This is a genomic window from Sphingomonas sp. ERG5, from assembly GCF_000803065.1.
Lineage (GTDB): Bacteria > Pseudomonadota > Alphaproteobacteria > Sphingomonadales > Sphingomonadaceae > Sphingomonas.
Genome location: NZ_JSXI01000016.1, coordinates 278,607 through 298,566 on the forward strand (window position 1 = coordinate 278,607; position 19,960 = coordinate 298,566).

Annotated in this window: 20 protein-coding genes; 16 read left to right on the forward strand and 4 right to left on the reverse strand. The window is 63.8% G+C overall.

Translation table 11 applies throughout. From position 1 onward, the window contains the following. Positions 1-9 precede the first annotated feature (9 nt). The 8 genes from OO12_RS05210 (at position 10) to OO12_RS05245 (ending at position 7,710) form a co-directional block, all read left to right on the forward strand. Positions 10-606, forward strand: a complete 597-nt coding sequence (locus tag OO12_RS05210; RefSeq protein ID WP_082006351.1) for a histidine phosphatase family protein — start codon at positions 10-12, stop codon at positions 604-606. Beyond that, positions 603-1,142 (forward strand): 3'-5' exoribonuclease domain-containing protein, encoded by a 540-nt coding sequence (locus OO12_RS05215; protein WP_034157539.1) that lies wholly within the window; start codon positions 603-605, stop codon positions 1,140-1,142. Before OO12_RS05210 ends, OO12_RS05215 begins: the two co-directional genes overlap by 4 nt. After that, a complete protein-coding gene (gene scpA / locus OO12_RS05220) occupies positions 1,139-3,292 on the forward strand; it encodes a methylmalonyl-CoA mutase (protein WP_034157540.1) in 2,154 nt (717 codons plus the stop codon). Before OO12_RS05215 ends, scpA begins: the two co-directional genes overlap by 4 nt. A gap of 107 nt (positions 3,293-3,399) precedes the next feature. Then, on the forward strand, positions 3,400-4,404 hold the full coding sequence (gene bioB / locus OO12_RS05225) for a biotin synthase BioB (RefSeq protein WP_034157541.1): 1,005 nt from the start codon (positions 3,400-3,402) through the stop codon (positions 4,402-4,404). Next, complete coding sequence (locus OO12_RS05230) at positions 4,395-4,766, forward strand: lysozyme inhibitor LprI family protein (RefSeq protein ID WP_034157542.1); 372 nt, start codon at positions 4,395-4,397, stop codon at positions 4,764-4,766. The genes bioB and OO12_RS05230 overlap by 10 nt, the downstream gene beginning before the upstream one ends. 49 nt (positions 4,767-4,815) lie before the next feature. Next, a complete protein-coding gene (locus OO12_RS05235) occupies positions 4,816-5,043 on the forward strand; it encodes a hypothetical protein (protein ID WP_034157543.1) in 228 nt (75 codons plus the stop codon). Between the two features lie 199 nt (positions 5,044-5,242). Next, positions 5,243-5,686: a hypothetical protein gene (locus OO12_RS05240; RefSeq protein WP_034157544.1), complete on the forward strand. Its 444-nt coding sequence runs from the start codon at positions 5,243-5,245 to the stop codon at positions 5,684-5,686. Positions 5,687-5,691: 5 nt separating this feature from the next. Beyond that, on the forward strand, positions 5,692-7,710 hold the full coding sequence (locus tag OO12_RS05245) for an acetyl-CoA carboxylase biotin carboxylase subunit (protein WP_034157545.1): 2,019 nt from the start codon (positions 5,692-5,694) through the stop codon (positions 7,708-7,710). Between the two features lie 42 nt (positions 7,711-7,752). On the opposite strand, the gene OO12_RS05250 is transcribed toward OO12_RS05245, so the two are convergent. Both OO12_RS05250 and OO12_RS26730 read right to left on the reverse strand, forming a co-directional pair. Then, on the reverse strand, positions 7,753-8,283 hold the full coding sequence (locus tag OO12_RS05250; protein ID WP_034157546.1) for a hypothetical protein: 531 nt from the start codon (positions 8,281-8,283) through the stop codon (positions 7,753-7,755). After that, entirely contained in the window at positions 8,280-8,807 is a 528-nt protein-coding gene (locus OO12_RS26730) for a hypothetical protein (protein WP_052215564.1), read from the reverse strand. Before OO12_RS26730 ends, OO12_RS05250 begins: the two co-directional genes overlap by 4 nt. 678 nt (positions 8,808-9,485) lie before the next feature. On the opposite strand from OO12_RS26730, the gene OO12_RS05260 reads away from it, so the two are divergent. The 4 genes from OO12_RS05260 to OO12_RS05275 are packed head-to-tail and all read left to right on the forward strand — an operon-like array spanning position 9,486 to position 14,252. Further along, complete coding sequence (locus OO12_RS05260) at positions 9,486-10,919, forward strand: efflux transporter outer membrane subunit (protein ID WP_200887382.1); 1,434 nt, start codon at positions 9,486-9,488, stop codon at positions 10,917-10,919. 3 nt (positions 10,920-10,922) lie between these two features. Then, positions 10,923-12,329, forward strand: coding sequence for an efflux RND transporter periplasmic adaptor subunit (locus OO12_RS05265; RefSeq protein WP_034157547.1), 1,407 nt, complete (start codon positions 10,923-10,925; stop codon positions 12,327-12,329). Then, positions 12,304-13,044 carry an ABC transporter ATP-binding protein gene (locus OO12_RS05270; RefSeq protein WP_235364686.1) on the forward strand — a complete coding sequence of 247 codons (741 nt, stop codon included), beginning with the start codon at positions 12,304-12,306 and terminating at the stop codon, positions 13,042-13,044. Before OO12_RS05265 ends, OO12_RS05270 begins: the two co-directional genes overlap by 26 nt. Next, positions 13,044-14,252 carry an ABC transporter permease gene (locus OO12_RS05275; RefSeq protein WP_034157548.1) on the forward strand — a complete coding sequence of 403 codons (1,209 nt, stop codon included), beginning with the start codon at positions 13,044-13,046 and terminating at the stop codon, positions 14,250-14,252. The genes OO12_RS05270 and OO12_RS05275 overlap by 1 nt, the downstream gene beginning before the upstream one ends. On the opposite strand, the gene OO12_RS05280 is transcribed toward OO12_RS05275, so the two are convergent. Together OO12_RS05280 and OO12_RS05285 are read right to left on the reverse strand one after the other, a co-directional pair. Further along, positions 14,221-14,829 (reverse strand): nucleotidyltransferase family protein, encoded by a 609-nt coding sequence (locus tag OO12_RS05280; protein ID WP_034157549.1) that lies wholly within the window; start codon positions 14,827-14,829, stop codon positions 14,221-14,223. The genes OO12_RS05275 and OO12_RS05280 overlap by 32 nt on opposite strands. Beyond that, positions 14,826-15,761, reverse strand: coding sequence for an XdhC family protein (locus OO12_RS05285; protein WP_034157550.1), 936 nt, complete (start codon positions 15,759-15,761; stop codon positions 14,826-14,828). The genes OO12_RS05280 and OO12_RS05285 overlap by 4 nt, the downstream gene beginning before the upstream one ends. Before the next feature lie 331 nt (positions 15,762-16,092). Between OO12_RS05285 and OO12_RS05290 the strand changes: the two genes are divergently transcribed. From OO12_RS05290 to OO12_RS05305, 4 genes are all read left to right on the forward strand, one after another. Next, positions 16,093-17,097, forward strand: a complete 1,005-nt coding sequence (locus OO12_RS05290; RefSeq protein ID WP_152616281.1) for a glycerophosphodiester phosphodiesterase — start codon at positions 16,093-16,095, stop codon at positions 17,095-17,097. Between the two features lie 8 nt (positions 17,098-17,105). Beyond that, on the forward strand, positions 17,106-17,390 hold the full coding sequence (locus tag OO12_RS05295) for a hypothetical protein (RefSeq protein ID WP_034157551.1): 285 nt from the start codon (positions 17,106-17,108) through the stop codon (positions 17,388-17,390). Positions 17,391-17,552: 162 nt separating this feature from the next. Next, positions 17,553-19,040 carry an amidohydrolase family protein gene (locus tag OO12_RS05300; RefSeq protein WP_034157552.1) on the forward strand — a complete coding sequence of 496 codons (1,488 nt, stop codon included), beginning with the start codon at positions 17,553-17,555 and terminating at the stop codon, positions 19,038-19,040. A gap of 272 nt (positions 19,041-19,312) precedes the next feature. After that, a complete protein-coding gene (locus tag OO12_RS05305; RefSeq protein WP_052215566.1) occupies positions 19,313-19,918 on the forward strand; it encodes a DUF1287 domain-containing protein in 606 nt (201 codons plus the stop codon). Positions 19,919-19,960: the final 42 nt, after the last annotated feature.

Below are 19,960 nucleotides of genomic sequence, written 5' to 3' on the forward strand. Positions count from 1 at the left end.
GACCCGGCCGTGGCGATCGCTTATTATCTTTCCCACCCGCAGGTCAGGGTCGATCCGGCAGTCCCGGTCCCCGATTGGGGGTTGTCGGACGCCGGCCGTGAGCGGCTGTCCGCGCTTGCGGGTCGCGAGTGGCTGGCAACTGTCCGCCGCATCGTTTCGAGCGGAGAGCGCAAGGCAATCGAAACGGCGGAGATCCTCGCCCCGATGACCGGCGCCATGGTCGAAGTGGTTGCCGCCATGCACGAGAATGACCGCTCCGCGACCGGCTTTCTGCCACCCGACGAGTTCGAGGCGACCGCCGACCAGTTCTTCGCGCAGCCCGGGCAATCGGTCCGCGGCTGGGAACGCGCGGTCGATGCGCAGGCCCGTATCGCGCGTGCCGTCCGGCGCAGCCTGTCGGATCGCGCCGATGACGAAACGATCCTGTTCGTTGGTCATGGCGGCGTCGGCACGCTGCTGAAATGCGCCATCACCGGCGACCCGATCGACCGACGCCACGATCAGGTGGCGGCAGGCGGCCACCCCGGCGGGGGTAATGTGCATGCGTTCGAAGCCGATTTTTCGGCATCGCGCTTCGGCTGGACAGCCATGGAAGTGCTGGCATGAAGGCGCATGTCATCGTCGATTGCGAAGCATCCGGCCCATGTCCCGGCTTTGGCAGCATGATCTGTTTTGGCGCTTTCGTCGCCGAAGCGGCTTTGTCGCGCGGCTGGCGTTCTGCAACGATCCAACCTTATTCCGACGTGCATAACGACGCTGCCTATGCGTCGATTGGCATGACTCATGAGCGCCACGTTGCCGAAGCGACGCAGAACCTTGCGACCGCGATGATTGAATTCAACCATTGGCTGACGACGCTGGATGCCGATCGTGTCGTGTTCTGGTCGGACAATCCGGCGTTCGACTGGCAATGGATCAACCACGGCTTCTCGATGGCCGGTATCGCCAATCCTTTTGGCTTTTCGGCACGCCGGATCGGTGATCTTTACGCCGGCCTGACCGCCAATTTCGGCAATACGCAGGGCTGGAAGAAACTGCGCCAGACCGTGCATGATCACGATCCGCTCAATGATGCCAGGGGCAATGCCGAAGCGCTTGTCGCGATCCTGCGCGACCATAATCAGTTGGAAAAGCTGAGATGACCGATAAACCCACAACCGGGCCCACCCTCGACCAATGGCAGGCAGCGGCCGCCAAGGAAGTGAAGGGCAAGGACCTCAACTGGCCGACGCCTGAGGGCATCACGGTCAAGCCGCTCTACACCGAAGAGGATGTGGCGGAGATCGATCCCGGCTTGCCCGGGTTCGCGCCGTTCACGCGCGGCGTGCGCGCGTCGATGTACGCCGGTCGGCCCTGGACGATCCGCCAATATGCCGGCTTCTCGACCGCCGAAGCCTCCAACGCCTTTTACCGCCGCAATCTCGCCGCCGGGCAGAAGGGGCTGTCGGTCGCGTTCGATCTCGCCACGCATCGCGGTTATGACAGCGACCATCCGCGCGTGACCGGCGATGTCGGCAAGGCCGGCGTGGCGATCGACACGATCGACGACATGAAGATCCTGTTCGATGGCATCCCGCTCGACAAGATGAGCGTGTCGATGACCATGAACGGCGCGGTGATCCCGATCCTCGCTTTCTTCATCGTCGCGGGCGAGGAGCAGGGGGTGCCGCAGGAACTGCTCGACGGCACGATCCAGAACGACATTCTCAAGGAGTTCATGGTCCGCAACACGTACATCTACCCGCCCGAGCCAAGCATGCGGATCATCTCGGACATTATCGGCTACACATCGCGGCACATGCCGAAGTTCAATTCGATCTCGATCTCCGGCTATCACATGCAGGAAGCCGGGGCGACGCAGCTCCAGGAACTGGCCTTCACCATCGCCGACGGGCGCGAATATGCCAAGGCGGCGATGGCCTCGGGGCTCGATCTCGATGCCTTTGCCGGGCGGCTGTCCTTCTTCTTCGCGATCGGCATGAACTTCTTCATGGAAGTCGCGAAACTGCGCGCGGCGCGCAAATTGTGGCACCGCGTGATGACCGATCTCGGGGCGAAGGACGAGCGCTCGAAGATGCTGCGCACGCACTGCCAGACCAGCGGCGTGTCGCTGACCGAGCAGGATCCGTACAACAACGTCATCCGCACCACGATCGAGGCGATGGCGGCGATGCTCGGCGGCACGCAGAGCCTGCACACCAATGCGCTCGACGAAGCGATCGCGTTGCCGACCGATTTCTCCGCCCGCATCGCGCGCAACACGCAGATCGTGATCCAGGAAGAGACGGGCATGACCAAGGTCGTCGATCCGCTCGGCGGCTCCTATTATATCGAAAGCCTGACGCAGGAACTCTACGACAAGGCGTGGGAGATCATCGAGCGCGTCGAGAGCGAAGGCGGCATGGCCAAGGCGGTCGCCGCTGGCTGGCCCAAGGCAATGATCGAGGAAGCCTCGGCCGGCCGCGCCGCGCGCGTCGATATGGGCGAGGACGTGATCGTCGGGGTCAACAAATATAAGCTGGCCGAGGAAGATGCGATCGACATCCTCGACGTCGACAATGTGGCGGTGCGTGAATCGCAGATCGCCCGCATCAGGAAGTCCAAAGCCGGTCGTGACGAGGACAAATGCCGCGCCGCGCTCGACGCACTGCGCGACGGCGCGCGCGGCACCGAGAATGTCCTTGGCCTCGCGGTCGAGTGCGCTCGCCAGCGCGCGACGCTGGGTGAGATCTCCCTCGCGATGGAAGATGTGTTCGGCCGCTACGGCACCAAGCCGACGCCGGTCTCGGGCATTTATGGCGGGGCGCATGAATTCGACAAACGCTGGCAGGGCCTGCTCGATGGCGTCGGCTCGCTGACTCAGCGCAAGGGCCGCCGCCCGCGCCTGCTTGTCGCCAAGATGGGCCAGGACGGGCATGATCGCGGCGCCAATCTCGTCTCCTCGGCGTTCGGCGATCTCGGTTTCGAAGTCGTGCCCGGTCCCTTGTTCCAGACCCCGAAAGAGGCGGCCGATCTGGCGATCGCATCGGATGTCGATGTGGTCGGGGCCTCGAGTCTCGCGGCGGGGCATAAGACATTGATCCCCGAACTGATCGGCCATCTGCGCGATGCGGGGCGCAGCGACATCAAGGTGATCGCCGGCGGCGTCATTCCGGCACAGGATTATCAATATCTGCGCGATGCGGGCGTGCAGGGAATTTTCGGGCCGGGCACCAACCTGGTTAACGCGGCGGGCGAAGTGCTTAGGCTGCTTGGGCACAATATGCCCCCAATCGATGAGGCTGCTGAATGAGTGATACACTGACCGCCCGTCATCCTCGCGAAAGCGGAGATCCCGCTTCTTCTTCCTGTGACGATTCCACCCAGATCCAAGGCAGCGGGATCCCCGCTTTCGCGAGGATGACGGGGGACGTCCGCACTGACTGGACCCGCGCCGAAATCGCCGCGCTGTTCGACCTTCCGTTTGATGACCTCGTCTTCCGCGCCCAGACCGTTCACCGCGCGCACCACGCGGCGGGCGAAGTGCAGCTCTGCACCCTGCTCTCGATCAAGACCGGCGGCTGTCCGGAGGATTGCGGCTATTGCTCGCAATCCGCTTCCGCCGACAGCGGCGTGAAGGCGACCAAGCTGATGGATCCGCGCGCCGTGCTGCAAATGGCGGCGCAGGCAAAGGACAGCGGCAGCCAGCGCTTCTGCATGGGCGCCGCGTGGCGCAACCCCAAGGATCGCGACATGCCGGCAATCATCGAAATGGTGAAGGGGGTGCGCCAGATGGGCCTGGAAACCTGCATGACGCTTGGCATGCTCACCCCGTCACAGGCGGAGATGCTCGCCGAGGCGGGGCTCGATTACTACAACCATAATATCGACACCTCGCCCGAGCGTTACGATCAGGTCATCACTACGCGCACCTTCGCCGACCGGCTGGATACGCTGGAGAATGTGCGCAGCGCGGGCATCAATGTCTGCTCCGGCGGGATCGTCGGCATGGGCGAGACGCGCGCCGATCGCGTCGGTTTCGTCCATGCTCTGGCGACCTTGCCCCGGCATCCCGAAAGCGTACCGGTCAATGCGCTGATCCCGATCAAGGGCACCGTGCTGGGCAACATGCTCGCCGACACGCCGCTGGCCAAGATCGACGACATCGAATTCGTCCGCACCGTCGCGGTTGCACGCATCACCATGCCGATGAGCATGGTGCGCCTGTCGGCGGGCCGCGAAAGCATGTCCGATGCGACTCAGGCGCTGTGCTTCATGGCTGGCGCGAATTCGATCTTCACCGGCGACAAGTTGCTCACCAGCGGCAATGCCGGCGACGATGCCGACGCGGCCATGTTCGCCCGGCTCGGCCTGCGACCGATGCAGGGCGCGGAACCGATGCGGAAGGAAAAGACATGCTGCTGATCGCCTCGCTGCTCGCCGCAGCGCCGCTCAATTGCGCCGATCCGCAAACTCAGGCCGACATGACGCAATGCGCTGGCAGCGCGGCGCAGCGCGCCGATGCCGAGATGACCCGGCAATGGACCGCGACCTATGCCTATATGAAGCGGCGCGATGCGCAGAACACGTCGCGCGGCGGCGGTTTCGGCTATGCCCCGGCGCTGCTGGCGAGCCAGCGCGCCTGGCTGAAGTTTCGCGATACCCAGTGCGTGATCGAGGGCGGCCAGTTCGCTGGCGGTTCGGCGCAACCCATGGCGCAGGCGCAGTGCAAGGCGCGGCTGAGCGGGGCACGGACGGCGCAGTTGCGCGAGTTGGTGTGGAAGTGAGGGCAGGATTGATCTTCGCCGCCGCCCTGCAGATCCGAGCGATAGCAGCGTGAGCGGTGGCAAGATTATTGCCGTTGGAGCGATCACCTTTGCGTTCGTGATCCTGACTGGCCTTGTATTCGGGTTCAGCCAAATGGGAGATTGCTTCCCCGAGCCACAGGCGATGCGACAGTGTCTCGACGGCAAGGAAGGCGCCGGTCAGCTCATTCTGGCCATGTCGGCCAGTCTCTATCTGGTGTCGCTGTGGCTCCTATTCCGTCGACGAAAAGCTAGCTGATGTTCAAGAAAATCCGCCATTCACAAATCGCGTTGTGCGCATCGGGACGGACCTTGCCGTCGCCTGGGTTCATTGCGATGCGGGGCGCGGCTGAGTGAAGCGTGCATGCCTCATCCTTGCCGCGACTTGCGTCTTGGCCGTCGGCGGTTGCACGAACGGATCAGACTCATCGTCGATTCCGGCTCTGTCCGTTACAGACTTGAACGGTAACGCGACGAAGATTGCGCGTTTTGTTGAGCGGCAATGCTTCGGCCCCGTTGATGATCTGGGCGAGTTTGAGGCTGACCTCAAGACCATCGGCTGGAAGGCAGGCAGGACGCACACCGCAAACGCGGCCAATCCGCTTGAGCTTGATGTCTGGGAACTGCCAAACGCAGAGCTCCTTCGCGGTCAGTCTGTCAAGGGCGTCTGGACTTGTGCGTTGATGGTCAAGCCCGCCGTCGCACCCGCTCTCAATGAGATGAGAAGCGCACTCTCGCACGTAACGAAACATGCGCCGGACAAGAACGAAGAATGGTGGTGGACGCCTTCGCTCACTCGCCGATTGCATCTGACTGCTGACCGCGAGGCCGGTCCAGCTGCGACCATGCTAATTAACGTTGAAATCTATCGCTTGCCCTGGTGGCGAGGCGTGCTGGAGTAATTCGCGTGTTCAAGAAAATCCTGGTCGCCAATCGCGGCGAAATCGCCTGTCGCGTTATGCGCACCGCCAAGAAGATGGGCATCGCCACGGTCGCGGTCTATTCCGACGCCGATGCGCGCGCGCCGCATGTGCTGATGGCCGATGAAGCCGTCCGGCTCGGGCCGCCGCCGGCGGGCGAAAGCTATCTGCTCGCCGATCTGATCCTGCTCGCGGCGAAGGAAACCGGCGCGGACTGCATCCATCCCGGTTACGGCTTCCTGTCCGAGCGCGAGAGCTTCGCCAAGGCCTGTGCCGAGGCCGGCATCGCCTTTGTCGGCCCGCCGCCCAAGGCCATCGCCGCGATGGGCGACAAGATCGAATCCAAGAAGCTGGCCAAGGCCGCCGGCGTCAATGTCGTGCCCGGTTTCCTGGGCGAGATCGCCGACACCGATGAAGCGGTGAAGATTGCCTCCGACATCGGCTATCCGGTGATGATGAAGGCATCGGCCGGTGGTGGCGGCAAGGGCATGCGGCTGGCTTATAGCGAACAGGATGTGCGCGAAGGGTTCGAGGCGACCAAGCGCGAAGGGCTTGCCAGTTTCGGCGACGACCGCGTGTTCATCGAGAAATTCATCGAAAGCCCGCGCCACATCGAAATTCAGGTGATGGGCGATCAACACGGCAACATCGTCTATCTCGGCGAGCGCGAATGCTCGATCCAGCGCCGTCACCAGAAGGTGGTCGAGGAGGCGCCATCGCCCTTCGTCACGCCCGAAATGCGCAAGAGCATGGGCGAGCAGGCCGTCGCACTGGCGCGTGCGGTCGGCTATTTTTCCGCCGGCACGGTCGAACTGATCGTCTCGGGTGCCGACACCACGGGGCAGGGCTTCTACTTCCTCGAAATGAACACGCGTTTGCAGGTCGAACACCCGGTGACCGAAGCGATCACGGGCCTTGACCTGGTTGAGCTGATGATCCGTGTTGCCGCCGGCGAACCGCTCGGCTTCACGCAGGACGATGTCACGTTGACCGGCTGGGCGATCGAGAATCGCGTTTACGCCGAGGATCCCTATCGCGGCTTTCTGCCGTCGATCGGCCGGCTGGTGCGCTACAATCCGCCCGAAGATGCGCGGCCGGCCTATGGCAAGGTCAAGGCCGATGGCGGTGCCTATGTCCGCGTCGATGACGGCGTGCGCGAGGGCGGCGAAGTGTCGATGTTCTACGACCCGATGATCGCCAAGCTGATCACCTGGGCGCCGACCCGGATCGCGGCGATCGACCAGCAGATCGCTGCGCTCGACGCGTTCGAGATCGAGGGACCGGGCAACAATATCGATTTCGTCTCGGCGCTGATGCAGCACCCGCGTTTTCGCGATGGGAATATCACCACCGGCTTCATCGCCGAGGAATATCCCGACGGTTTCCACGGTGCGCCCGCCAGCGCCGATCTGTTGCGCAGCCTGTCGGCGATCGCCGCCTTTGCCGCTACGGCGGAAGCGGATCGCGCGCGCCGCATCGACGGCCAACTGGGCAAGCGCTTGCGCCCGCCCGCCGACTGGTCGGTCAGGATCGATGGTACCGACCATGATGTGTCGATCTCGACTGACGGTGTCATCGTCGATGGTGAAGAACTCGACATCGCGCTCGAATATACCCCCGGCGATCGCGTCGTGCAGGCCGAGATTGGCGACGAAGATCTGTCGGTGCGCATTGCCCGCACCCGTGGCGGCTTCAGGCTGACCGCGCGCGGTGCGGCGCACGTGGTTCGCGTCCTGCCCGCGCATGTCGCGCCCTATGCCGAGCATTTGATCGAGAAGATCCCGCCCGATCTGTCGAAATTCCTGCTTTGTCCGATGCCCGGCCTGTTGATGCGGCTTGACGTCGCGGCCGGCGACAAGGTCGAGGCCGGTCAGCCGCTTGCGGTGGTCGAGGCGATGAAGATGGAAAACATTCTGCGCGCGGAAAAGGCCGGCACGGTGAAGACGGTCAATGCCCAACCAGGCGACAGCCTGGCCGTGGACGCCGTGATCCTGGAAATGGAATAAGCAAAAGGGGCCGGTGGAATGCCGCCGGCCCCTTTCGGTTTCTTACTTGGTCGCTGCCGCGGCAGGTGTGAAGTTCTTGTCGACCTGCTTTTCCGGATCCATCAACTTGATCTTCTTCTTGCCCTTCTCGAATTCGGCAATGTCCGACGGCGACAGGTTCGGCCGGCCGACCATCAGGCCCATCGAGATCTTGCACTTGACGAAGTAGGTTTCGCCCGGCTCGATCTCGAGATTGAGGCGATCAGTCGCTTCGCTCTTCACCCAATATTTGTGCACGCCCGGGTCGGCATAATGGATGAAATAGCGATTGCCGGTCAGCTTCGAGATATGCGTCTCGCTCGCGGCTTCGCCTTCACGAACCATGCAACCGACCATGCCGCCGCCGCCACCGGGGCGGAAAAAGATGATTTGGCCTTTTCCCGCGGGTGGAGGATCGAACATGCCGGCGATCTTGCCGCTTTGCGTGGATGCCGCGGCGGGAGCCGCTGTCGCCTGGGCGGCGGCTGGCGCATCCTGCGCGTGCGCCGGAGCGACGAGGAGCAGACTCAGGATCGCAATCCGATTAATCTTCATTTTTGATTCTCCCTGTTGGTGACGGCCGGTACTGCGGTGGTTGATGAGGGGGTGGTTGATGATGGGGCGGCGGTTGACGGTGAAACCGTTGCTGACGACGGAGCCGCCACCTCGGGCGCCAGCGGCGGCAGAACGGTATCGACGGCGATCTTGGCGATCGCGATCGTGCCGGGCGCCACGCGTTTCTCGCCGCCGCTGATCAGCATGCCAACGACACCGATGGAAACGGTCGCCGCCATGACGATGCCGGTATTATCCTTGCCTTGTCCACCAAGGCGAAAACCTCGCAGCGGCACCTGGACCCCGTTGACGTCGAGATAACGGGCGACGAGCAGCAATTCGCCGGCCTTGCCGCCCATGTGCGCGCGTGCCGCATGGATCACTTCACCCACGCCCTTCGTTCCGGCGGCGATGACGAAATGGCCGTCGCTGAGTTGGAGCGGCGTGGTCAAATGAATGGCGAAGCGCTGGCCGATCGCTGATGTTTTGGAATCAAGCGGTTCATCGATCGAAATCTCGACCACCGATCCGGTCGGTACCGTGCAGCAAACACTCGACGCTGGCGCCGGGAGAGGTGACACGACAGCCGGAACGGTCGTGGCTGCTTGGCTTGGCGGCGCGTCCTGCGCGACCGCAAGAACCGCTAACACGGTAATAAACATTGTGATGAAGCCCCCTTCAATGACCCGAGAAATAGCGCGGAAACGCCGCTTTGCAAGCGAGTCTGTACCGGTTCGATTCTCCTCCGTTGCTTTATGAGGGAGAGGATGACGACGCATGATTCAAGATCGGCCGGACTCGGGTCAGAATCTCGCCGGATCGATCCCGTGCGGGCTCGATCCGGCTCTTTCACGGCACGAATATGTCGCAAACTCTGTCGGGCGCGGCGGGTCAGGCAGCCCTATCTCCGTGCAGTTTTGCTGGTCCGGGAATGACAGAGAAACTCCGCTCCCGGCTATTCCGCCGAAATCCCCTATTGTTCGATATCGGGAATATTGCCTTATCTATTTGCCATGAAACAGGAAAATCTGCGCGATTCGACTATCTGGCCAGAGAAGAACTGATACCAGCCCTGATAACGGCCAGGAACAGGGAGAAATCGCCGCTCGGAATCATCGGGCAACTCGTTCACAACAGCGTAAGCGACAAATTGCGACAATAAATCGATGGACCTAAACCACGCCCGCGACCATTTGAGCAGCATGATCAGGTCGCGTATCTCCTTGCTGCTCGTGATCGCCTTGCCGCTTCAGGCCTGCGCGGTCGGCCCGAACTATACGCCGCCGGCCAGTGCGTCGCTTGGCGTGCCGAACGCTTATTCGACCCCGGCGCAAGCGGGCACGTTACCCGACATCGCGACGTGGTGGACCAATCTCAACGATCCGCTGCTCAATTCGATCGTCGATCGGGCGCGGCGCGACAATCTCGATATCGCCCAGGCCGTGGCGCGCTTGCGTCAGGCACGGGAATCGCTGGTCCAGTCGCGCGCCGATCTGCTGCCCAATGTCGGCGCATCGGCGGGCTATTCGCGCAACGTCGATGTGAAGGGGCGCAGTTTCGGCAGCGTCACCAATGCCGGAATCGTCAACCAGAGTTACTCCCTGTCGAGCGACGTGTCGTATCAGGTCGATATCTTCGGCGGCGTGCGGCGCTCGGTCGAGGCGTCGCGCGGCGCGTATGAAGCGAGCGGCTTCGATCTCGCTTCGGTGCAGACCTCGATTGCGTCCGAAGTGGCGCGCAATTATGTGCTGGCGCGTGCCGCTCAGGCCAGCCTCGCGATCGCGCGCGGGTCGCTCGCCATCCAGGACGACAATCTCGAAATCGCCGGTTTCCGGGTCCAGGCCGGGCTCGTCTCTTCGCTCGACAGCGAACAGTCCCGGGCACAGCGTGCGCAGACCGCCGCGCAGATCCCGACGCTCGAACAGAATTTCCAGCAAGCCGCCAACCGGCTCGGCGTGCTCACCGGCCAGGCCCCGGGCGCGCTGAAGGCGGAACTGGAAGCCGTGGCGCCAATCCCCGGCGGCCCGGCCAGCGTTCCGGTCGGGGTTCCCGCCGATGTCATCCGTCAGCGACCTGACGTGCGCGCCGCGGAACGCAATCTTGCCGCGGCGACCGCGCGGATCGGCGTGGCGCAGGCGCAGCTTTATCCCGCGCTCAGCATCGGCGGCAGCATCAGCACCAATGCCGGGCTGCTCAGCTCGCTCGCCGATGTCATCACGGGCCGGTTGTTCGCCAATATCGCGCAGACCATCTTCGATGGCGGGCGCAACCGCTCGGTGGTGCGCGCCAACAAGGCAGCGGCCGACGGCGCTTTCGCTGCCTATAAGTCGACCGTGCTGACCGCGCTCGAGGATGTCGAGAATGCCCTGACCGCGCTTGATACCGCCAAGGCGCGCCAGCGCGAGCTCGCGATCCAGCTCGACGCGTCGAACAATGCCGCGATCCTCGCGCGCAGCCAGTATCGCGCCGGTCTGACCGACATCACCACGCTCAATACGTCGGAAAGCTCGTTGCTCTCGGCTCAGAATGGCTTGTCCGGTGCGAAGGCCGACCAGGCTCAGGCGCTGGTGCAACTCTATCTCGCGCTAGGTGGCGGCTGGAACAGCGCCGAAACCCCGCAAGCTCCTCAGGAATAGACGATGGCCGACACCAATCTCGACGAGTTTCTCGGCGTCAAGCCGCAGCCGGTGTGGCGCCGCTACCTGAAATGGGTGCTGATCGCGGTTGGCGTGGTGCTGCTTGCGCTGCTGCTCAAGAGCTGGCTGACGGGAAGCGCGCCGGTCCAGTACACCACGGAAAAGGCGGCGCAGGGCTCGTTCCAGGTCACCGTCTCGGCGACCGGCAAGCTTGCCCCGACCAATCAGGTTCAGGTCGGCTCGGAATTGTCGGGTCTGGTCACCAAGGTGGTGGTCGACGTGAATGACCGCGTCGTGGTCGGCCAGCCGCTCGCTCTGGTCGATCCCTCGCGCTTCCAGGACACGGTCAACCAAAGCAAGGCCGCGCTTGCCGCCAATGTCGCTGCCGTGGCGCAGGCGCAGGCGACGCTTGCCCAGTCGAGCGCGCAGCTCGAGCGCCTGCAGGAAGTCAGTCGCCTGTCGAACGGCCGCGTCCCCGCCAAGACCGAGATGGAGCAGGCGCTTGCCGATCGCGCGCGGGCCGTTGCCAATCTCCGCGCCGCGCAAGCCAATGTCCAGTCGGCGCAGGCGACCTTGTCGTCCAACGCGACTCAACTGGTGAAGACGGTGATCCGCTCGCCGGTCAACGGCGTGGTGCTCGCGCGCCAGATCGAACCGGGCCAGACCGTCGCCGCATCCTTCAGCACACCGACCCTGTTCGTCATTGCCGAGGATCTGTCGGCGATGAAGCTGGAAGTCGCGATCGACGAAGCCGATGTCGGATCGGTCAAGCAAGGCCAGAAGGCGAGCTTCACGGTCGATGCCTTTCCTGGCCAGACTTTCCCGGCCGACATCACCCGCGTCGATCTCGGCTCGAACCTGAGCGCGCAATCGACCACCACGACGGCCAGCACGACGACCGCGCAAGTGGTCTCCTATGGTGCGACGCTGACCGTGGCGAACCCCAAGCTCGAGCTTCGCCCGGGCATGACCGCCACGGCCGATATCGTCACCACCGCCAAAAGCAATGTCCTGCTCGTTCCGAATGCCGCGCTGCGCTTCAAGCCGGACACAGCGGGGCCGACCGCTGCGGCCAGCGGTGGCATTGCCGGTGCGCTCGTTCCGACCCGGCCGCGCCGTGGCGGCGGCGGCGGCGGTGCGCGCACTGCGACGATCGGTCGCGGCGGTCACCAGACGGTCTATATCAAGGATGAGACCGGCGCGCCCAAGGCGGTCGATATCACCACCGGTGAGACCAATGGTTCGGTCACCGAAGTGACCGGCGGCGACCTGAAGCCGGGCATGGACGTGATCACCGGTCAGCTTGCGGCGGGCGACAAGCCATCGTCGGGCGGCGGCCAGCGTCGGCGCTCGGGCGGCGGCGGTGGTTCCGGCGGCGGTTCGGGTGGTGGGCAGCGCAGTGGCCAATAGTGCCGAACCGCTGATCCGGTTGCGCGGCGTCACCAAGACCTATGGTGAAGGTGCGACCGCGTTCCAGGCGTTGAAGGGCATCGACCTCGACATCCAGGCCGGCGATTTCGTCGCGGTGATGGGCGCGTCGGGATCGGGCAAGTCGACCACGATGAACATCCTTGGCTGTCTCGACGTGCCGACCGGCGGGACGTTCGAATTTCGCGGCCATCATGTCGAAACGCTCGGCCGCGACCAGCGCGCGCTGCTGCGACGCAAATATCTCGGCTTCGTGTTCCAGGGCTTCAATCTGCTCGCGCGCACCACCGCGCTGGAGAATGTCGAGCTGCCCTTGCTGTATCGCGGCGACGCCAAGAAGGCGCGGCATGATGCGGCGATGGCTGCGCTCGACAAGGTCGGGCTGGCGCAGTGGTGGGATCATACCCCGGCCGAATTGTCCGGCGGTCAGCAGCAACGTGTCGCCATCGCCCGCGCGATCGTCACCGCGCCTGCCGTGCTGCTCGCCGACGAACCGACCGGGAACCTCGATTCCGAACGCTCGGTCGAAATCATGGAATTGCTCAGCGACCTCAATCGCGAGAATGGCATCACCGTGCTGATGGTCACGCACGAACCCGACATGGCCGCCTTTGCGCGCACCGTGGTGCATTTCAAGGACGGGCTGGTCGAGCGCATCGAGGCGCAGCACCATCAGGGCGAGAAAGTGACACTCTGATGCTCGGCACCACCTTCCTCCTCGCGATCCGCTCGATCATGCGCCACAAGCTGCGCTCGATCCTGACCGCGCTCGGCATCATCATTGGCGTCGCGGCGGTCGTGACCATGGTTACGCTCGGCCAGGCGACCACCGCCGCGGTGCAGAAGCAGATCTCCGCGCTCGGCACCAACATCCTGCAGATCCGCCCCGGCCAGGGTTTCGGCCGAGGTGGCGGCGGCCCGCGACCGCCCGACTTCAAGCAGGAGGATGTCGATGCGATCTCACGACAGATCGCCGGAGTCAGCGCGGTCGCACCGCAGGCCCAATCGACCGCCACCGCCATCTATGAAGGCGCGAACTGGTCGACCACGATCAACGGCACGACCGAGGCCTATTTCGAGGTCCAGCCCTGGCCGCTGGCGTCGGGCCGCACCTTCACGCGCGCTGAGGAGCAGGCGGGCAAGGCGGTGTGCATCATCGGCAATACCGTGCGCACCAACCTGTTCCGTGGCGGCGCCGGGGTCGGCGAGCGGATCCGTCTTGGCGGCATCTCGTGCGACGTGATCGGCATCCTTTCGACTCGTGGCCAGGCCGGCTTTGGCGGCGATCAGGACGATGTCGTGATCATGCCGATCAAGGCGGTGCAGCGTCGCTTCACCGGCAATCGCGATATCCGACTGATGCTGGTCGGGGTCGATCAGGCTTATTCGAGCGCGGTGGTGCAGTCCTCGATCACCGATTTGCTGCGCGAACGGCGCAACATCACCGGCAGCAAGGATGACGATTTCAACATCTTCGACACCAAGCAGATCTCCGACACGCTGACCGGCACCACGACTTTGCTCACCAGCATCGTGACGGCGGTCGCGGCGATCAGCCTGATCGTCGGCGGTATCGGCATCATGAACATCATGCTGGTCTCGGTGACCGAGCGAACGCGCGAGATCGGTATCCGCCTCGCCATCGGCGCGGTGGCGAGCGAGGTGTTGCTGCAATTCCTGGTCGAGGCGGTCGCGCTGTCAATGCTCGGCGGGCTGATCGGGCTGGTCATCGCGCAAATCGCGGTGGTCTCGCTCGCGCCGGTGATGCGGGTCGATTATCTCTTCGTGCCGCAGATCAACCTGATCGCGTTCGGCATCTCGGCGGTGATCGGCGTGGTGTTCGGCTATTTCCCGGCGCGGCGCGCGGCAGGGCTCAATCCGATCGACGCTCTACGGCACGAATAGGCCGGACCAGCGCGCGCAGGTAATCGAGGTCCTCGGGCGTATCCACGTCGAGCAGCTCGTTCGCCGGCGCCACGACATGCTTGCCGCCCAGCACCATGTCGCGCGCACCGCTATCGCCCTCCAGCGCGAGCAGGGCGGAGAACTGGTCGGCGCCGAACACGGCGGGCGGGCGCGGCTGGACGCCGTCGCTCGACGCGACCACCGCATTGGGCCCGTCGGCGGCGTCGAGCAGATTGTAGAGATGGCCCGCGGTCACCCGCGGCATATCAGCCAGTGCGATCACCACCGCATCCGCATCCAGGTCGCGCGCTGCCGCGACACCCAGCCGCAATGAACTCGACAGGTCGCCCTCGACCGACTCATTGGCGATCACGGTGTAGCCGCGCCTCGCAAAGTCGAGCTTGGTGCCCGAGGTGATCGCAAAGCGCGCCAGGAACGGCATGTCCTCCAGCGCGGTGACGACATGGAAAGCCAGCGGCTGGTGCAGGAACTCCTGCTCCAGCTTGTCGCTGTCGCCGAAACGGCGCGACCGGCCGGCGGCGAGAAGGATCAGGACGGTGCGGTTGGCGGGGATCATGCTTTGCTCCTGACAGTGCTGGCATTGAATGCGCCGACCATCGCCGCGGCGATCGACAGCGCGATCTCGGCCGGCCCGATCGCGCCGATATCGAGGCCGACTGGCGCGTCGATCCGGTCGAGCCCGGTCTCGTTGATACCGGCGATCGACAGCCGGTCGCGCCGCGCGGCATGGCTGCGCCGCGACCCGAGCGCGCCAATATAGGCCGCATCGCTGGCCAGTGCGGCGATCAGCGCCGGGTCGTCGATCTTGGTGTCATGGCTGAGTGTCACGATGGCGGTCGATGGTCCGGGCGCATAGGCGGCCACCGCGTCGTCGGGCCAGCGATCGTCTAACGTGACGCCGGGGAAGCGCTCTGCGGTCAGGAAGCGGGCGCGGGGGTCGATCACCACCGTCGCGATGCCGAGTTCGCGCGCCAGACCGGCAAGCGCCTGGGCGATCTGCACCGCGCCGATGATCAACAGCCGGCGCGGAGGATCGTAACGGTTGACGAAGGCCGCGCCCTCGATCGTGCGCAGCGAACTCGCGCCGCTATCGAGGTCGGTTGCGACATTCAGCGCCTGGCCGGCCGCGCGCGCCTCGGCGATGCGGTCGAACAGCTCGGGGTCGAAACCCAATGCCGAGACCGGCTGCACCATCACGGCGATTTGTCCGCCGCACGGCAGCCCGACTTCCCAGGCGGCGGCATCCTCGACGCCATATTGCTTCACCACGAATGGCGCACCCGCGATCACATCGGCGGCAATGGTCAGTATGTCGCTCTCGACGCAACCGCCCGACACCGATCCCTCAAATCGGCCATCGCCATGAATCAGCATATGACTGCCCCTGGGGCGCGGCGCCGAGCCCCAGGTCGAAACGACCGTGGCAAGCGCCATCGGTGCGCCTTTCCAGGCGATAGCGGCGGCCAGGACGGAATCGTTACCGGCCATCAGCTGTACCTGATCGATTCACGACGGTGGCGCATCGACGGCAGATCGTCCGCACTATCCAGCTTCTTGATCGTTCCAGCTCCTTGATCGTCAATATGTCATTATCCTGCTGCATGGGCCTGAGCGTGAAACAGGAATCGATCCGCCGTCCGTCGCCGATGCAGTGTATGGCAATCACACCCTGTTGGAAGCTGGGGTAACGCCCTTGATGAAATCGGTATCCGGGATCGGAAGCGCAATGGCCATATGTACATCCGCCGCAGCCACGCGTCTTGTCGCGTTCGTCATGGTCGCGCTGGCCATGAGCGGCACGACGATGCAGGATAGCGCGATGGCCAAGGATCACAGTCCCGCTCTCATCGTCATTGCCCATCGTGGCGCGAGCGGGCTGCGACCCGAACACACGATCGCGTCCTATACGCTGGCGATCGAGCAGGGCGCCGATTTCATCGAACCCGATCTGGTGCTGACCAGGGACAATGTCTTCGTTGCGCGGCACGAGAACGACATCACCGGCACCACCGATGTCGCGACGCATCCCGAATTTGCCGATCGCAAGAAGACGAAGCTGATCGATGGCGAGAAGCATGACGGCTGGTTCACCGAGGATTTCACGCTCGCCGAACTGAAGACGCTGCGCGCGAAGGAGCGCCTGCCGCAGCTTCGTCCCGACAATGCGAAATATGACGGGCAGTTCGAGGTGCCAACGCTTGCCGAGATCATCGCGCTGGCCAAGGCGAAATCGAAAACGACCGGTCGCATCATCGGTATTTATCCCGAGACCAAGCATCCCAGCTATTTCGCTTCGATCGGCTTGCCGATGGAGGAAAAGCTCGCCGCTGAACTGAAGGCGGCCGGCTGGAATGGGGCCGACGCGCCGGTATTCATCCAGTCGTTCGAGGTCGATAATCTCAAGCGCCTGCACAAGCTGACCGGAATTCGCCTGATCCAGCTGATGGATGCGGCTGGTGGCCCGGCCGACAAGGCGGTGTCGAGCTATGCGGAGATGGCGACGCCGGCGGGGCTGAAGGCCGTCGCGACCTATGCCTATGGCATCGGTCCGTCCAAAGCGATGATCCGCAATGGCGACGCTGCGCCCTCCACATTGATCGCCGATGCGCACAAGGCGGGCTTGCGCGTCCACCCCTGGACCTTCCGCGCGGAGAATGTTTTTCTGCCGCCGAGCCTGAAGTCAGGTGTCAGTCCTGCAACACATGGCCGTCTTTCGGACGAAATCGCGCTCTATATCCATGATGGCGTCGACGGGTTCTTCACCGATTTCCCGCAGATCGGCGCCGAAGCGCGCGATGCGAGCAAGCATCCGCGTCAACCATGAGATAGACCATGCGCACGCTGATCATCGCCTCCATCGCCCTGCTGCCTCTTCTGGCGGGCGGTTGCGTCCGGACCGTGGCGAGCGTGGTCACCGCGCCGGTCAAGGTCGCGGGCAAGGCAGTCGACTGGACGACCACCAGCCAGAGCGAAGCCGACCGCAATTATGGCCGCAAGATGCGCAAGCAGGAAGAACGCGAAGGCCGTGAGCGGAAAAAGGCGGAGAAAGCGTGTCGCAAGGACCCGAATGCCTGCGGGTCATATGACGGATATGCTGCGGGTGATCCGCCGCGCTAAGGTGTTGATCACCATTGCCGTAGCGAGCGGCCGAGGTGATCCGGTCTAAGCGCTTGCCATGGCGCAATTTATTCCAATTAGAAAATTATGTCCTTGACGGAGAATTGTGAACGGTTTCCAATAAGCCTTCGGCGCCGTGCAACCGTGCCAAGGAGACAGTCAATGCGTGTCGGAAATGTTGTTTGGGGCGCATGCCTGTTGCCGTTGATCGCGATCGCGCCGGCCGCCGCGCAGGATGTCGGCTATGACATCGTCATCAAGGGCGGCCGGGTGATCGATCCGGCCAGCAATCGCGACGAGATCGCGGATGTCGGCATCAATGGTGGGACGATTGCCGCGATCTCGACCACGCCGCTTAAGGGCAAGCGCGTCCTCGACGCCAAGGGGCAAGTCGTCGCGCCGGGTTTTATCGATTATCATGCGCATGGCCAGGATCCGAAAAGCCAGAGCTTCCAGCTGCTCGATGGTGTGACCTCGGCGTTCGAAATGGAAATCGGCACGCGGCCGATCAGCGAATATTATGCCAGCAAGCGGGGCAAGGCGCTGATCAACTTTGGGTCGACCGCGAACTATCTCTGCGCGCGGGTCGAGATCATGAGCGACAAGCATTGCAGCGGCGGTGCCGATGCCGGCAATGCGCTGACGGTAGCGCCCGTGGCTCTGACGACCTCGGCGGATGTCGATCAGGAAGGGCGTATCGCCGCACTGGTGGACAGCGAGATCGCGGCAGGAGCGCTTGGGATCGGTATCGGCCTTGAATATGCGCCGGGGATCGGACGCCGCGAAATATACAAGGCGTTCAAGATCGCGGCCAAATATGATGTGCCGGTGTTCGTGCATGTGCGCATGCGTGAGGCAAGCCGCGGTTCGGGCATGTCGATCGCCGTCGCGAACGAACTGATCGCCGACGCGGCGGCGACCGGCGCCGGGCTGCAGATCGTCCATGTGACATCGACGGCGCTGAACGATGCCCCGACCGTGATCGAGATCATCAAAGGCGCGGCGGCACATGGTGTCGGCGTGACCACCGAGGCCTATCCGTACGAAGCCGGCTCGACCGCGCTCGGTTCGGAATTCTTTTCGGACGGGTGGCAGGCGCGCACCGGCATCACTTACAAGGACCTGCAATGGACCGCGACCGGCGAGCGCCTCACTCAGGAGACGTTTGAAAAATATCGCAAGGAAAAGCCGGAGGGGGAGGTCGTGGTGTACATGATCCCGCAAATGGCGATCGACGCGGCGATGGCCGATCCGTTCGTCACCATTGCCTCGGACGGCATGCCGATGAACCAGCCCAATGTTCATCCGCGCGGCGCGGGAAGTTTCAGCCGCGTTCTCGCGGTCTATGTGCGGGAGCGCAAATTGCTTGATCTCAAGACCGCCATCGCCAAGATGACGATCCTGCCGGCGCGGCGCCTGGAAAAGGTCGCGCCCGCCATGGCGCGCAAGGGGCGCATTCAGGTCGGTGCGGATGCTGATATCAATGTGTTCGATCCGGCCACCGTCAAGGACAATGCGACCTATGCCAGCCCGCTACAGGCATCGAGCGGCCATCGTTATGTGCTGGTCGGCGGCAAGGTGATGGCGGAGAATGGCAAGATCACGCCCAATCTGTTTCCGGGTGTCGGTGTGGTGCGGGGCGCGAAATAGGCGAGCGATTGATCGGGCTCGGGCGGGATGGTTCACAGCCCGCCTCGTCGCGGTCCCGACAGTCGAGGTAAGGACTTAAGTCACCGGAATGCCGTCCGACACATTGGCGATCAGGCGCAGGATCTCGAAACCATATGTCCAGACGGCGGGTGCGGGTGCGCATCTTCGTCCCGTGTGTCGATCCGCACGCCTATTGTCAGCTGTCTTCCCCCCATTGCCGCTCGGTCGCCCGAACTTGTCCGGCATGACGGAAAGGGGGATACGCTTCGCTCATGATTGAGTTCGACCGCCGCGCCATTCTTCTGGGCCTTTCTGCCTGCGCGGCATGGCCCCTTCAGGCGCAGGCCACTCGCCGGACTGCGGCAGCGCTGATCGCCGCGGCGCGGCGACAAGTCGGGGTCACGCTGGACTATGATCCGGCTTACAGCGTGCTGGCCTTTCCCAATGGCGACGTGGCGCGCGTCAAGGGCGTGTGCACCGATGTGCTGATCCGCGCCTATCGCGACGCATTCGGCATCGATCTGCAGGCGCTGGTCAATGCCGATATGCGCGGCGCTTTCGGTGCCTATCCCAGGCGCTGGGGCCTGCGCCGTCCCGACCGCAACATCGATCATCGCCGCGTACCCAATTTGCAGACCTTCATGAGCCGCAAAGGGGCGCAATTGCCGCTTGCCGGGACCTCGGCGGGCTGGCGACCGGGCGATATCTTCACCAGCCTGATCGGTGACAAATTGCCGCATACCGGCATCGTTTCCGACCGGCGTGGGCCGAGCGGCAATTGGGCGGTGATCCATAATATCGGTGGTGGTACCCGAGAGGAGGACGGGTTGTTCGCGCATAAGCTGACCGGGCGCTACCGGCTGATGCTCGACGGCTAAGGGCTTGGGTGGCGCGACAATTGCCGCGCGGATAAGTGCGGA

Coding starts and splice junctions, on each gene's coding strand:
- OO12_RS05260 (WP_200887382.1), top strand. CDS start 9,486: ATGATCAGGTCGCGTATCTCCTTGCTGCTCGTGATCGCCTTGCCGCTT.
- OO12_RS05305 (WP_052215566.1), top strand. CDS start 19,313: ATGATTGAGTTCGACCGCCGCGCCATTCTTCTGGGCCTTTCTGCCTGC.
- OO12_RS05300 (WP_034157552.1), top strand. CDS start 17,553: ATGCGTGTCGGAAATGTTGTTTGGGGCGCATGCCTGTTGCCGTTGATC.
- OO12_RS05275 (WP_034157548.1), top strand. CDS start 13,044: ATGCTCGGCACCACCTTCCTCCTCGCGATCCGCTCGATCATGCGCCAC.
- OO12_RS05295 (WP_034157551.1), top strand. CDS start 17,106: ATGCGCACGCTGATCATCGCCTCCATCGCCCTGCTGCCTCTTCTGGCG.
- OO12_RS05215 (WP_034157539.1), top strand. CDS start 603: ATGAAGGCGCATGTCATCGTCGATTGCGAAGCATCCGGCCCATGTCCC.
- OO12_RS05265 (WP_034157547.1), top strand. CDS start 10,923: ATGGCCGACACCAATCTCGACGAGTTTCTCGGCGTCAAGCCGCAGCCG.
- OO12_RS05250 (WP_034157546.1), bottom strand. CDS start 8,283: ATGAAGATTAATCGGATTGCGATCCTGAGTCTGCTCCTCGTCGCTCCG.
- OO12_RS05285 (WP_034157550.1), bottom strand. CDS start 15,761: ATGGCCGGTAACGATTCCGTCCTGGCCGCCGCTATCGCCTGGAAAGGC.
- OO12_RS05230 (WP_034157542.1), top strand. CDS start 4,395: ATGCTGCTGATCGCCTCGCTGCTCGCCGCAGCGCCGCTCAATTGCGCC.
- OO12_RS05290 (WP_152616281.1), top strand. CDS start 16,093: ATGGCCAAGGATCACAGTCCCGCTCTCATCGTCATTGCCCATCGTGGC.
- scpA (WP_034157540.1), top strand. CDS start 1,139: ATGACCGATAAACCCACAACCGGGCCCACCCTCGACCAATGGCAGGCA.
- OO12_RS05280 (WP_034157549.1), bottom strand. CDS start 14,829: ATGATCCCCGCCAACCGCACCGTCCTGATCCTTCTCGCCGCCGGCCGG.
- bioB (WP_034157541.1), top strand. CDS start 3,400: ATGACGGGGGACGTCCGCACTGACTGGACCCGCGCCGAAATCGCCGCG.